This is a genomic window from Collinsella sp. AM24-1, from assembly GCF_003470325.1.
Classification (GTDB): Bacteria; Actinomycetota; Coriobacteriia; order Coriobacteriales; family Coriobacteriaceae; genus Collinsella.
Genome location: NZ_QRHM01000016.1, coordinates 3,066 through 16,695, shown reverse-complemented (window position 1 = coordinate 16,695; position 13,630 = coordinate 3,066). Strand labels below are relative to the sequence as shown.

At 61.8% G+C, this 13,630-nt stretch carries 9 protein-coding genes; 3 read left to right on the top strand and 6 right to left on the bottom strand.

The features are described 5' to 3' along the window. Positions 1-3: 3 nt before the first annotated feature. The 6 genes from DW661_RS07025 to metK form a co-directional block, all read right to left on the bottom strand. The gene (locus DW661_RS07025; RefSeq protein WP_118935169.1) at positions 4-1,218 is read right to left on the bottom strand and encodes an ABC transporter permease; all 1,215 of its coding nucleotides are present in this window, start codon (positions 1,216-1,218) and stop codon (positions 4-6) included. Then, on the bottom strand, positions 1,215-1,988 hold the full coding sequence (locus DW661_RS07020; RefSeq protein ID WP_118935167.1) for an ABC transporter ATP-binding protein: 774 nt from the start codon (positions 1,986-1,988) through the stop codon (positions 1,215-1,217). The genes DW661_RS07025 and DW661_RS07020 overlap by 4 nt, the downstream gene beginning before the upstream one ends. Next, positions 1,988-3,409 (bottom strand): efflux RND transporter periplasmic adaptor subunit, encoded by a 1,422-nt coding sequence (locus tag DW661_RS07015; RefSeq protein ID WP_118935165.1) that lies wholly within the window; start codon positions 3,407-3,409, stop codon positions 1,988-1,990. The genes DW661_RS07020 and DW661_RS07015 overlap by 1 nt, the downstream gene beginning before the upstream one ends. 132 nt (positions 3,410-3,541) lie before the next feature. Continuing rightward, on the bottom strand, positions 3,542-5,257 hold the full coding sequence (locus tag DW661_RS07010; RefSeq protein ID WP_158568427.1) for a L,D-transpeptidase: 1,716 nt from the start codon (positions 5,255-5,257) through the stop codon (positions 3,542-3,544). A gap of 149 nt (positions 5,258-5,406) precedes the next feature. After that, positions 5,407-7,014, bottom strand: coding sequence for an L-serine ammonia-lyase, iron-sulfur-dependent, subunit alpha (gene sdaAA / locus DW661_RS07005; RefSeq protein ID WP_118225765.1), 1,608 nt, complete (start codon positions 7,012-7,014; stop codon positions 5,407-5,409). Positions 7,015-7,327: 313 nt separating this feature from the next. After that, complete coding sequence (metK, locus tag DW661_RS07000; protein WP_118935160.1) at positions 7,328-8,608, bottom strand: methionine adenosyltransferase; 1,281 nt, start codon at positions 8,606-8,608, stop codon at positions 7,328-7,330. Positions 8,609-8,909: 301 nt separating this feature from the next. Here metK and gltX point away from each other — a divergent pair, with 301 nt between their 5' ends. The 3 genes from gltX (at position 8,910) to def (ending at position 13,605) form a co-directional block, all read left to right on the top strand. Then, the gene (gltX, locus tag DW661_RS06995) at positions 8,910-10,385 is read left to right on the top strand and encodes a glutamate--tRNA ligase (RefSeq protein WP_118935158.1); all 1,476 of its coding nucleotides are present in this window, start codon (positions 8,910-8,912) and stop codon (positions 10,383-10,385) included. A gap of 211 nt (positions 10,386-10,596) precedes the next feature. Beyond that, positions 10,597-13,050, top strand: coding sequence for a primosomal protein N' (gene priA, locus DW661_RS06990; protein ID WP_118935157.1), 2,454 nt, complete (start codon positions 10,597-10,599; stop codon positions 13,048-13,050). An 18-nt stretch (positions 13,051-13,068) separates the two neighbouring features. Next, positions 13,069-13,605: a peptide deformylase gene (def, locus tag DW661_RS06985; protein ID WP_118935155.1), complete on the top strand. Its 537-nt coding sequence runs from the start codon at positions 13,069-13,071 to the stop codon at positions 13,603-13,605. The last annotated feature ends 25 nt before the right edge of the window (positions 13,606-13,630 follow it).

The window sequence follows — 13,630 nt, the reverse complement described above, 5'->3', positions numbered from 1 at the left end:
GGCTTACTGGTAGCGTAGGCACTCCACCGGGTTGAGCTTTGCCGCGCGGCGAGCGGGGTAGAAGCCAAAGATTACGCCGATGCCGACGGAGACGGCGAAGGCCAGCAGCACCGTGGCGATTGAAAAACTCGGTGTGATTTGCCCGCTGGCACCGAGCTCGCCAAGAATCCCGGATCCGGAGGCAAACATCGCGAGGCCCCAGGCCAGCAGATAGCCTATCAGGACACCCAGCAGGCCACCGGTGACGCACAGCGCCGAGGACTCGGCCAAAAACTGCGCGGTGATATCGCGACGACTGGCGCCCAGAGCGCGACGGATGCCGATCTCGCGGATGCGCTCAGTCACGTTCGTGAGCATCATATTCATAATACCGATACCGCCGACAAGCAGCGAGATACTGGCGACAGCACCCATGATGAGCGAGAAGGCGCCCATAAAGGAATTGAGGGAGTCGATAGCGCTTTTCATGGAGGTCGCCGATACACTGTCGTACTCATCATCCTCCGCGATGCCCTTCATCGCGCGCACCTTGGACTCGATGGTCTTGCAGAGCTCATCCATGTCCGTGCCTTCGGCGGCAAGTGCCGTCACGCTGGGGAATGAAGGATTCTCGTCGCCAAATAGGCCGGAGATGGTTTCGCGTGGCATATACAAAGTGAGCGAGCCCATGGAGTCGCTGCCGCCATCAATCACGCCTACAATCTGCACCTCACCGTTGGACACTTTGATGGTTTTTCCCAGCGCATCCTGTTCGTTGCCGTAAAGCTGATCGGCGCCGCCGCGGCTGATGAGCGCCACTCGCGAGCCTGCCTTTGACTCGACATCGGTGTAGGTGCGCCCCGCAACGAGCTTACTGGCACCCACGGCGTCGAGCATGTCGCTATCGACACCCTGTGCCATGACGGTATAGCTTTTATCGCCGGTCTTGTACTCGGTATACGCGCTTTTGACAATGCCGATCTGTTCTATCTGCGGCACCAGTTTTTTAAGCTTCTGGACGTCAGAATCAGAGAGTTCTTGGGACGAATAGATCTGAACCATGCGAGCTGCGTTGAGGCCCAGGCTGTTGACCAAGCTGTTTTGGATGCCGCCGATGAGCGAAGTCATGGCAATGACCGAGGCGATGCCGATGACAATGCCCAGGATGGTGAGCAGGCTGCGCCCCTTGTTGGCCTCGAGCGAGTGAAGGGCTTCCTGGATAAGATCGCGGGCGCTCATGCCATCACTCCTTTCGGCGGGTTGGCGGAGGCGGAAATCATGGGCAGGCTATCTACGGCGCTGCGTAGGGTCCGCGGTGCATGCGGAATATACGCGCCGTCGTGAATGCGACCGTCACGGATGGTCACGGCACGGTCGGCCTCGGCGGCGATGCCGGGGTCGTGTGTGATAAGCACGATGGTTTTGCCGCGCTCCTGGAGCTTGTGGAAGGTTTCCATGACGAGCGCTCCCGTGGCGGAGTCCAGGTTGCCCGTCGGCTCGTCGGCCAAAATGATGGGTGGATCGTTGACAAGGGCGCGCGCGATGGCGACGCGCTGCATCTGTCCGCCCGACAGCTCCGATATACGATGGTCCCAATGGTCGACCGGAAGCGTGACGGCTTGCAGCGCGTGCACGGCGCGCATCTCACGCTGGCTGCGCGGCACATTGGTGTAGGACAGCGGCAGCATGACGTTTTCGATCACCGTCAGGCGCGGCAGCAGGTTGAAGCTCTGAAAGACAAAGCCGATGCTCAGCGCTCGCACCTCGGTGAGCTCGTCATCGTCGAGCTCGGCGACGTTGAGCCCTTGCAGGAAGTAATCGCCCGCCGTCGGTTTGTCCAGGCAGCCCAGGATGTTCATGAGCGTTGACTTGCCCGAGCCCGAGGGGCCGGTGATGGCGACGAACTCGCCGGGACCTACTGCCAGGCTCACGTTGTGCAAGATATGGGCGCAACCCGCTTCGCTCTCAAAGATGCGATGCACGTTGCGAATGTCGATGACGGGACGCATTACTTGCCCTCGTCGGCAGGCATGTTGTCGCCGCCGTCTGCCGTCATGCCTGTGCCGGTATCCGTCACGATGGTGTCGCCGTCGCGAAGTTTGGTAACCGGGACGTCTGGGTTGATCTCGTTGCCTTGGTCGTCGCGCTTGACCTGCGTCTTACCGACTACAGCCTCGTTGTCGTTTTGCGTCACGACGGTCACCTTCACGCGGCGCGTCTTTTTGCCCTCCGAATCGGTGGCCAGATTGACGTAATAGTGCTCGCCATCTTCGGTCATGAGCGCCATGGTCGGCACCATCACTACGTCGTCGAGCTTCTCGGTCACTACCGAGACCTCGGCAGTCATACCCGGCTTAAGGCGACTGTCAGGTGCTTCGATGAGGATGTCGACGTTAAAGGTCACACTGCCGCCGCTCCCGGAGGAGGAGTCGGAGTTTGCTACCGAGGCGATAGCCGTGACGGTGCCCTGGCTCACGATATCGGGAAACGCGGGATAGGCCACGTTGGCGCTTTGGCCCACGGCAATTTTGGCGATATCCTTTTCGCCCACCTGAACCGTCACCTTCATCTTGGACAGGTCGGCGATCTGCATGCACTGCTTGCCGCCGCTCGTATCGCTTTCGCCCATGATCATGCCGCCTGTTACCGTGGCGCCCACCTTGGCGTTGAGCGCCACGATGCTGCCCGAGCTCGGGGCCGTGACCGTACGGCTTGCGGCCTTGGCGTTCGCCTGATCGAGGTTTGCCTGGGCCGATGTGAGGCTGCGCTGCGCGGCCGATACGGCGTTCGTGTCCGCTGATGCGGCGGAGATGCCAGCCGCTGCGGAACCTCCGTCGACGTCCGTCGTTGGGTTGGCCTGCGCGGCAGCTGCGGCTTTCTTCGCGTTGGCGAGATCTTCTTGAGCGGCTGCAACTGCACGCTGCGCCTCGGCAACGTTGCGATCGAGCTCTTCGTTTTTAATGGTCATAAGCACGTCGCCCTCGTTGACGGATTGGCCTGCCTGCACGTTGATCGAATCGACCGTGCCGTCGACAGAAGGGGAGACCACTGAGGACGAAATGGGTTTGAGCTGGCCTTTTGCCTCGACCGTTGTGCTAAACGTGCCCTCAGTCACCATGTCGGTCGCAGGCCCGCTATCGCCCTGTGGCTGCGCATTGATAACCAGAGTTGCGACAATTGCAATGAGCGCGATGACACCCACGATGCCGGCGGCAATGCCGCGTCGAATCAGCTTTTTGCGTCGACGTTCGGCACGCTTTGCCTTGAGCTTTGCATAGGCTTCTTCATCGGAGATATCGGTCGAATCGTCGAGACTCGTTTGGGGCTGCTTGGTGTCTGCAGCGCTGATAATCGGCAGGGTCTCGGTGGCATCTTGGGGCATGCGATCGGAATCGTCAGGACCCGGATTGATCGTGGGGACCTTGGACATAGCGTCTCCTTTATCGATATGGCTCCGATAAGTATATACGCCCGTCGCGATAGGCGGGCGTATAGAAGTTGCGGATGACGGTACTGTAAGTTTTGTCGCCGTGCTGTTTACTTGTTGTAGACGTTAGCTGCGTTACGAGTGCACGACCACGCAGAGGCCGACTTTGATGCGCTCGTGGAGCGACTTGGCATCGGCCAGACGCAGGTTGATACAACCGTGGCTACCGCACCACTTGTACGATTCGGCGTTATCGAAACTCGAATCGTTTTGCCAGGTGGCGTCGTGGAATCCGACCATATTGCCCTCGAACGGCATCCAGTAGCTTACCGGGCTCTCGTATTTGGGCTTGCCGGTCTCGGGGTCCTTGGCACCGATGAGTTTGCTGGCGCCATCGTTGCTGTTGATCTGCCATACGCCCTCGGGGGTGGCGTCTTCACCCGGTTTGCCAGAAATAAAGTTGGCCTCCCACACGATGTTGCCGCTCTCGTCGTAGTAGCGCGCATGCTGCTCGGACAGGTCGACGTCGATATAGGCCTTCCAGTCGGGCTCGCCCTTGGCGGTAAATGTGTCGGCCTTCTGGGAGTACTTGATCTCGATTTCGCCGGTCTGCTTGTTGTTGATGGCGTCCTCGACTTGCTTGGCGAGCGAGCTGCTGTCGATGGACCAACCAAAGTCGCCGCCTTCGACGGCGCACTGCTTGCCATCGGCGCGCGTCCACCAGCGAGTGGAGCCCACGGTATTAAAGCCGTTGGCGAGCTCGGCTGCCCAGCTGCTGATCTGCGACGTATCGAGCGTGGGGTTGGCCGGATCGGCAAAGCTGATCCACTGCAACACGGAGCTGCCATCAACCTTGCCGGCATCCTCGCCGTTGAGCTTGAGGGTCACGTTGACGCCCAAGAAGTTGTTGGCGGCATCGCATGCAGACTGAATCTGATCATCGGTCAGCGTTCCATTGAGCGGCTCATAGGCATCGTTGCCGAGCTTGGAAAGATCTACGGTCTCGGCCAGCGAGGCAAGCTCGAGCTCGGCATACTTAATGACATGCTCGCGGTTGAGTTTTTCGTTGGAGCGCGCCTTCTCGACGGTAAACTTGCCGGCCTGCTCGTCATAGGAGCTATTGGCCTCGAACGCGCCCGAACGCCCCTCGTTAAACTCGTCGATGGCGGCGCCCAGATCCTTCTCAAACTGCTTTTGGTCAAAGGTGTCGGAGAGCATGGACAGGTCGACGTCTTGATCAAGATCGACTTCGTTGGAGCTAGCGGTTGTTTTGGTCTTGCCGCTTAAGGATTCTACAAGGCGAACCGGCCATACAATGGCTTCGTTGCGGCTGATAATCTCTTTTGCGGCAGCTTCGCCGTCGACAATGGGCTCATCGGACTCGGGCTGATAGGTCCAGCTAAAGTCATCGCCTGTCACGGTGAGCTTATAGTGCTTCCAAGCCGAGTTGACCTTGGTGGCGGCAGACGAAGCGTTGGAGAACGAGACATCGACGCTGGCGATAGTGGTGTTGGGGTAGGCTACCTGCGAAAACGCTACGACGCCTACGATATAGACAATGACGATAAGACCCAGAACGACAAAGAGCGTCGTCTTTTTGCCCGACTTATTGTTTTCGGCGGGTTTGCGTGCGGGGCCGCGATCGCCTCGAGCGTGCGTGGGGGGCTGCTTGGGCGCATTGCCATTTGTCTGGCGCTGCTGATGCTGCTTGTTCGGACGTTGGGAAACGTTTGCCGCACCTCGCTGCTGACCGCGGCTCGGCGCGATAGGACGCGGCGATTGAACGCCGCCGGTGTGCCTGCTCGGCTGCTGCGGATCGGGAATCAGTTGAGTTCGATCGTTTTGCGACATCGTATGCATATCCTTCGAATTTCGCCTTGCGGCTCATCGTGTTTTTACTGGGCTTGCATTATAGCGATTACCTAGTTGTTTGTGGTATGGAAACGGTGGCATTCAAAAGAGGTGGGACATTTGTCCCACCTTCGAGTCTTTCTTTGTCGCTATCCGCACACACCGCATTTTGCACAGGCCGAAAGTGCGGCCGGAGCCTGCGCGATGCCACCCTTTGCCGTCTCGCGCAGCGTGGCCGGCAACGCGTGGCCCACGGAGAGCATGACGTGCGCCATCTGGTCAAACGGCACCAGGCTCTTGATACCGGCAAGTGCAAGCTGCGCCGAGCTAAAGGCGGCTGCCACGCCGATGGCGTTGCGGTTTTGGCAGGGTACCTCCACGAGGCCACCGACGGGGTCACAAACGAGGCCCAGCAAGTTACTCAGCGCGATGGAACTGGCGTCGAGCGCCTGCCCGGGCGTGCCGCCGAGCATCTGCACCAGCGCGGCGGCTGCCATGGCGGCCGCACTTCCTACCTCAGCCTGGCAGCCGCCCTCGGCACCGGCGACGCAGGCGCTCGTGGTGAGGTTGAGGCCGATGGCGGCTGCGCAGTAGAGCGCGTCCATGACCTGCTCGTCGTCGAGCTGAAGGTGATCGGCGAGCGCCAGCACGCAGCCGGGCACGACACCCGCGGAGCCTGCCGTGGGAGCGGCGACGATCACTCCCATCGTGGCGGAGCGCTCGAGCACGGCCATCGCGCGGGCCACGGCGTCGGTTTGAACGGTGCCCATCAGGCTCGTGCTCAAATCGTTGCGGCCGGTGGCATCGACGAGTTTAGCCTCGCCGCCGATAAGCCCGCCGAGCGATCGTTGCGGATTGACGATGGGGGTCGTGGTCTCCTCGCGCATGACGTCGAGCACGCGGCGCATGGCGGCGACGGCGTGGGCCTCGCCGGTCAGACGCGCCTCGCGCACGGCCATAACGGCGCCGATATTCAGGCCGAGCTCGGCGCACGCATCGAGCAGCTGCTCGCCGTCGTCGAAGATCTCCTTTGCCGAGACACCGGGGGAGAGCGACGAGGCAGAACCGGGGAGCTCGATAAAGGTCGCGTAATCGACATTGTCGAGTTTGCGGAGCATGGGGACGACGGTGTCGTCGGGCGCGCCGTCGGTCTCGAAGACGGAGTAGGCCTGGCCGCCCACTTCGGTGCGGTAGGTGCGGCAGAAGGCGATGTTCACGTGTGCGTAGGCGAGCAGGTTCGTGAGCGCGGCGAGCACGCCGGGGACGTCGTAGTGCGCCACGAAGAGTGTGGAGTACATGCCCGAGATGTCGACGCCGACGCCGTTAATGCGGCTGATGCGCATCTTGCCGCCGCCCAGGCTCTCACCGCGGACCTGGGCCGTGGCGCCCGTGTCGTCGACCATGTCGATGTCGACGGTGTTGGGGTGGATGGAGGCGTCGTCGCCCTTGATGTCAAAGTGATATTCGAGGCCCTGCTCGTGCGCGAGGTCGAAGGCCTGCTTGATGTTCTCGTCATCGGTGTCGAGGCCCAGGATGCCCGCGACGAGCGCACGATCGGTGCCGTGGCCGCGGTAGGTGTGGGCAAAGGAGTTCCACAGGCCAAAGGTGACCTTAGTGATGCGGCCTTCCAGCAGGCTGGCGGCAACTTGGGCGCAGCGCAGGGCGCCAGCGGTGTGCGATGAGCTGGGGCCGACCATGACGGGCCCCAAGATCTCGAATGCCGAGGTCGTAGCTAGTGTTTGCGGCTTGCCTGCCATGGCTGCTCCTTTGCCTTGTCTCGTCGTCCCGAGGGGCGGGGCATAAGGTCGCCTGCTCGGGCAGTCCTGCTCGCACGGAGAGCACATTAAGTGCTCTCCGGCTCGTGCGGAACTCGCGATCGACCTTATGCCCCGCCCCTCGGGACTAAGGATACATGGTAGAAGTGCGCATGCTGCAAAATTCATTAGCTGGTGACGCAGCGTGGGCTCATATCGATATATCTTCACCACCGGATTAATAAAAAAGAAGTACCGGTTGGAGCCGGTACTTCTATTGGTGCGTTTCTATTTGGCTGTGGCTTTTCTCGTTAGCTTACAGGCCGCAGGCTGCTTTGAGTTCATCGACTCGGTCGGTTTTCTCCCAGGTGAAGTCGGCGTCTTCGCGGCCGAAGTGACCGTAGGCTGCCGTCTTTTCGTAGATGGGGCGACGCAGGTCTAGGTCGCGGATGATGGCGCCCGGGCGCAGGTCGAAGGTTTTCTCAACGGCCTCGACGATCTTGTCCTCGGCAACATGCGCGGTACCGAAGGTGTCGACCATGATTGAGAGGGGCTTGGAAACGCCGATGGCGTAGGCAAGCTCGACTTCGCAGCGGTCGGCCAGACCGGCGGCGACCACGTTCTTGGCGACCCAGCGCGCGGCGTACGCGGCGGAGCGGTCGACCTTGGTGCAATCCTTGCCGCTAAAGGCACCGCCACCGTGACGGCCGTAACCGCCGTAGGTGTCGACGATGATCTTGCGACCGGTCAGGCCCGTGTCACCCATGGGGCCGCCCACGACAAAGCGACCGGTGGGGTTCACATAGATGTCCGCGTTGTTCCACGGCATGTTCTCGGCAGCCATGACGGGAGCGATGACATGCTCGATGAGGTCGTCCTTGATCTTGCCCATGTCCTCGATCTCGGCTGCGTGCTGCGTGGAGATGACGATGGTCGTGACCTCGACGGGCTTGCCTTCCTCATAGCGCACGGTGACCTGGGTCTTGCCGTCGGGGCGCAGGTAGGGCAGGGTGCCGTCGTGGCGCACGGCGGCCAGGCGCTCGGCCAGGCGGCTTGCCAGGTAGTGCGGCATGGGCATGAGGGTCTTGGTCTCGTTGGAGGCATAGCCGAACATCATGCCCTGGTCGCCGGCGCCGATCAGGTCGATCGGGTCGGTGGTAGCGCCGGTCTGGGTCTCGAAGGACTCGTCAACGCCCTGGGCGATATCGGGCGACTGCTCGTGGATGAGGCTCATAACGCCGCAGGTGTCGCAGTCAAAACCGAACTTGGCGCGGTTGTAGCCAATGCGGCGGATGACGCCGCGGGCGATTTCCTGTACGTCGACGTAGGCCTGGGTGCGAATCTCGCCGGCGACGATGACGGTGCCGGTGGTCACGAGGGTCTCGCAGGCGCAGCGGACGTTCTCCACGTTGGCCGGCACGCCGTTGGGGGCGATGTAGCCCTGCTCCTGGAGCTCTATTTCTTTGGCGAGGATTGCGTCGAGGACGGCGTCACTGATCTGGTCAGCGATCTTATCGGGATGACCTTCGGTCACCGACTCCGACGTAAAAACAAAGGACCCGTGTTGGGGTGGGATGGAACGAAGTTCTTCTGACATGATTGTCCTTTCAAAAACGTGTCCCGGCGACCGTTACCATTCCGCCGGGCTCTCTATGCAAGGGCACATCATAGCGCGTAAATCAAACATTCACACCCTTTCCGCACCTACTCATTGGGGACAGACTTAAATGACCAGTCTTAAACCAAGAATGTCCCCAATGACTACAACGACTGGTCATTTAAGTCTGGCCCCAATGAGTAGTCCCCAATGAGTGGGTCGGTGCCCTTTGTGCGGAGGTGGGCATTGTTGCTTTATACTGGTGCGGTTAAACATCCATCCTGCAATCGAGGAGATTTCCATGGCATCAGACGTTCGCGTCCGCTTTGCACCCTCACCGACGGGTAAGCTGCACATCGGCGGCGCCCGCACCGCTATCTATAACTGGGCTTTCGCCCGTGCAAACGGCGGCACGTTCATCCTGCGTATCGACGACACTGACCCCACCCGCTCTACCGACGAGAACACGCAGATTATCCTGCGCGCCATGCGTTGGCTGGGCCTGGACTGGGACGAGGGTCCCGAGGTGGGCGGAGACTTTGGCCCCTACGCCCAGACCGAGCGCCTGGACCTGTACAAGCAGGCCGCCCAGAAGCTTTGGGACGAGGGTAAGGCCTATCCCTGCTTCTGCACCAAGGAGCAGCTCGACGCCGATCGCAAGGCCGCGCAGGAGCGCAAGGACCCCTTCCAGGGCTATCAGCGCCGTTGCCGCGATCTTGATCCCGAGGAGGCCCGCCGTCGCATCGAGGCCGGCGAGTCCTACGTCCTACGCATCAAGGTGCCCGAGGACCGCGGCGACGTCGTCATCCACGATGCCGTCCACGGCGAGGTGACCTTCGACGCCAAGGAGCTCGACGACTTTGTGATCTTCCGCTCCGATGGCACGCCCACGTACAACTTTGCGACCGTCGTCGACGACGCCATGATGAAGATCACCCATGTCATCCGCGGCGACGACCACCTGTCCAACACCCCGCGTCAGGTCATGGTCTACGAGGCCCTCGGCGCGTCCGTGCCCACGTTCGCCCACATCTCCATGATCCTGGGCGCCGACGGCAAGAAGCTCTCCAAGCGCCATGGCGCCACCTCGGTGGAGGAGTACCGCGACGCTGGTTACCTGTCCGACGCCTTCGTCAACTACCTGGCGCTGCTCGGCTGGTCGCTCGACGGCGAGACCACAATCATCCCGCGCGATGTCCTGGCCAGCAAGTTCTCGCTCGACCGCATCTCCAAGAACCCGGCGACCTTCGACCCCAAGAAACTCGAGTGGGTCAATGCCGAGTACATCAACGGCATGTCCGATGCTCAGTTTGCCGATGAGATCATGGTCCCCGAGCTACACGAGGCGGGTCTCATCGAGGGCAACGTCGAGTACGGCGAGGACTGGATTGATGCGCTTGCCGCCATCGTCAAGCCGCGCACCAAGATGCCGGCCGACGCCGTGACCGTCGCCGCTCCCATCTTTGCTACGGCCGAGACGCTCGAGTATGACGAGAAATCCGTTAACAAGGGCCTGGCCAAGGAGGGTATGGGTTCAATTCTGGACGCCGCCAAGGCCGCGCTCGAGGGCGTGGACGATTGGACTGCCGAGGCCATCGACGCCGCGCTTGAGCCGCTGCCCGAGCAGATGGACCTTAAGAAGCGCGTGGTGTTCCAGGCCGTGCGCGTCGCTGTCTGCGGCAACATGGTGAGCCCTCCGCTGGGCGAGACCATGGCGCTCGTCGGCCGCGACGACTGCCTGGCGCGCATCGACCGCGCCCGCACGATGGCGCTGTAATCGCTGCGCAAACGTTTGTATCCGAGCCCCGTTCCACCCGAGCGGGGCTCTTGTTTCTGTACCGATGAGTGGGTTGCTGGGACAAAATAATCAGTAGTGTTTGTCCCATGTTCGAGTGACGCAACAAGCTCGACACTCGTATCGGCCATGGGACAAACTCTACTGATTATTTTGTCCCACCCCTTTCAGGTCCGTTCGTTAGAGGTGGTGTATGGCTCAACAACTGTCGCTGTTTGGTTCGCCGGAACCGGAGGAAGCTCCGGTGAAGCCCAAGCCTGCCGCTGCCTCGGCTCAGTCTAAGCCTGCGCCCGAGCCCCCTGCCGCCTACGCGAGCGTGGTCCTCGACATCCCCACCCGTGCGCTGTCGGAACCGTTTGCTTACGGCATCCCCGAGTCCCTTGCCAACGAGGTCCAGATCGGGTCCACGGTCCTGGTCCACTTTGGTAACCGTGCCGCCGCGGGCTATGTCGTCGACATTGCGCCTGATCTGGGCGATCTGCCGGGCAACAACGCCCTCGACCCCGTGCGCATCAAGCCCATCGAGGCCATCCTCAGCAAACCGCTCTTTACCGCCGAAGCCGCCCGCATCGCACGTTGGATGAGCCGCGAGTATGTCGCGACGCTTTCCGAGTGCCTGCGCCTGTTCTTGCCTCCGGGTGGCAGCCCGCGTGTGGTCAAGGGCGACGACGGCGTGTGGACGGTTGAACGTCCAGCCGTCAAACCCATCCAAAACCGCTGGGTGATGCTTACGCCCGAAGGCTTTGACTACACGCCACCCAAGACCGCGGTCCGCCAGCGCCAACTCATCGAGGCGCTCCAGTGTGGTCCTGTCACGACGCGCGACCTCAACCTTCTCTATAACAGTATGTCGGCGACCATCAAGGCGCTCGAAAAACGTGGCGTCGTGGTGGTGGAAGAGCGCCGCGCCTGGCGCGGTTGCAGCGAGCAGACTACGCTGTCCTCTGCAAGCGGCAAACCGCCGGTCGCGCTTACGAACGGTCAGCAGCAAGCGCTCGCGCAGATTGAGCGCGCCCGTCTGGACGCTCATGGCGACGTGGTGCTGGTCGACGGCGTCACCGGCTCCGGCAAAACCGAGGTTTACCTCTCCGCCATCGAGCGCGTGCTCGTAGCCGGTCGCTCTGCCTGCGTGCTGGTGCCCGAGATCTCGCTGACGGCCCAGACCGTCGGCCGCTTCCGCTCGCGCTTTGGCGAGACGGTGGCCGTTTTCCATTCGCGTCTTTCTGCTGGCGAGCGTCTCGACCAGTGGGATATGGTCGCCAGCGGTGCGGCCCGCGTGGTGGTCGGCGCCCGCTCGGCGCTTTTTTGCCCGCTCAGCGACCTTGGTCTCATCATCATCGACGAGGAGCACGAGACTAGTTACAAGCAGGGCTCCAGTCCGCGCTACCATGCGCGCGAGGTGGCAGCCGAGATGGCGCGCCGCTATCGCTGCCCGCTCGTGCTGGGGTCGGCCACGCCTTCTGCCGAGGCCCTCGACCGCTGCCGCCGCGGCATGTATAACGGTGCCACCTGGACGCGTGTCGAGATGCCCGAGCGCCCCGGACACGCCGTGCTGCCTATGGTCCGCATTGCCGACCTGCGTCGCGAGTTCGCACACGGCAGCCGCTCCATGTTCTCAAAACCGCTGATGGAAGGCCTGGAGCGTGTGGTCGAGCGCCGCGAAAAGGCCGTGCTGCTGCACAACCGCCGCGGTTTTGCGCCGTTTTTGATGTGCCGCGAGTGCGGCTGCGTTCCCACCTGCAACCACTGCTCCACCGCGCTTACGTATCACGAGCGCACGCACACGCTGCAGTGTCACACATGCGGTTCGTCTTGGCGCGTGCAGCCGTATCCCGCGCCCACGAGCCGTTGCCCCAAATGTGGCAGTCGCTACCTGGCAAAAATGGGGCTGGGCACTCAGCAGATCGAGGACGCGCTGCACCAGATGCTGCCCGAGGACGTCGCCATTATTCGCATGGATGCCGATTCCACGCGCGGGAAGGATGCGCACAAAAAGCTGCTCGAGCAGTTCGATGCCGCCGATTGCGCGGTGCTGCTGGGCACCCAGATGATCGCAAAGGGTCTCGACTTTCCCGAGGTCACGCTCGTGGGTGTGGTCAATGCTGACTTCGCCCTCAAGCTGCCGGACTTCCGCGCAGGGGAGCGCGCCTACGATCTGCTGGAGCAGGTGGCGGGCCGCGCCGGCCGCGGCGATCGTCCCGGCGAGGTCATCATCCAGACCTATCTGCCCGAGGATCCGGTCATTCGCGCCGTCGTCGAGCACGACCGTTCTATCTTTACCGACTACGACCTTGACCAGCGGCGCGACGCGCTGTATCCGCCCTTTGTGCGCCTGGTCAACATTTTGGTGTGGTCGGCGAACGCGGATGACGCGCAGGACTACATTGGGCGCATTGCAAAACTCCTTAAGCGCCGCTGGCATGCCGCCGCGCCCGACTTTTTGCGGGCAGGGAGTGCCGTGCCGCAGGTGCTGGGCCCGGCTTCGTGTGTAATCGAGAGAGCCAAGGACCGTTATCGCTTCCACCTGCTTGTGAAGTCGCCCGTGGGGTACCATGTCTCTGATGATATCGACGCCTGCCTCAATGAGGTGGGCTCCGTGCGCGGCGTGAGCGTAAGCGTTGACGTCGACGCCTATGATTTGATGTAACAACCCGAAAGGATGGCCATGGAAGCCAACGGAATCGTACTGTCGCCCGACCCTCGTCTGCGCCAGGAGTGCGCCGCCATCGAGGAGATCACCCCGGCGATCGAGGCGCTTGCCGAGAAGATGAAGAAGATGATGTTCGAGAACGGCGGCTGCGGCCTTGCTGCCCCGCAGATCGGTGAACTCATTCAGCTCGTCACCATCGACTGCGACTACACCGACAAGAATGACTACGACCCATACGTGCTCATCAACCCCGTCATTGTTGAGCAGAGCGACCATCTCGTGCCGTATAGCGAGGGTTGCCTGTCCATCCCCGGCATTAGCTGCGAGATCGAGCGTCCCGACCATGTCGTCGTCGAGGCGTACGACTTGGATGCCAACCTGATTCGCTATGAGGCTTCGGGCGACCTGTTCTGCGTGTGCCTGCAGCACGAGATCGATCACCTGCACGGCAACACCATGTTCGAGCGACTGAAGCCGATGCAGAGGCTCAAGGCCGTCAAGGAGTACCAGGACGCCCTGGCCCGCGGCGCTCGACCGGGCGAGACGGAGTAGGTTTGTCCGTCCCCGGGGCGCCCGC

Coding starts and splice junctions, on each gene's coding strand:
- DW661_RS07025 (WP_118935169.1), bottom strand. CDS start 1,218: ATGAGCGCCCGCGATCTTATCCAGGAAGCCCTTCACTCGCTCGAGGCC.
- DW661_RS07020 (WP_118935167.1), bottom strand. CDS start 1,988: ATGCGTCCCGTCATCGACATTCGCAACGTGCATCGCATCTTTGAGAGC.
- DW661_RS07015 (WP_118935165.1), bottom strand. CDS start 3,409: ATGTCCAAGGTCCCCACGATCAATCCGGGTCCTGACGATTCCGATCGC.
- DW661_RS07010 (WP_158568427.1), bottom strand. CDS start 5,257: ATGTCGCAAAACGATCGAACTCAACTGATTCCCGATCCGCAGCAGCCG.
- sdaAA (WP_118225765.1), bottom strand. CDS start 7,014: ATGGCAGGCAAGCCGCAAACACTAGCTACGACCTCGGCATTCGAGATC.
- metK (WP_118935160.1), bottom strand. CDS start 8,608: ATGTCAGAAGAACTTCGTTCCATCCCACCCCAACACGGGTCCTTTGTT.
- gltX (WP_118935158.1), top strand. CDS start 8,910: ATGGCATCAGACGTTCGCGTCCGCTTTGCACCCTCACCGACGGGTAAG.
- priA (WP_118935157.1), top strand. CDS start 10,597: ATGGCTCAACAACTGTCGCTGTTTGGTTCGCCGGAACCGGAGGAAGCT.
- def (WP_118935155.1), top strand. CDS start 13,069: ATGGAAGCCAACGGAATCGTACTGTCGCCCGACCCTCGTCTGCGCCAG.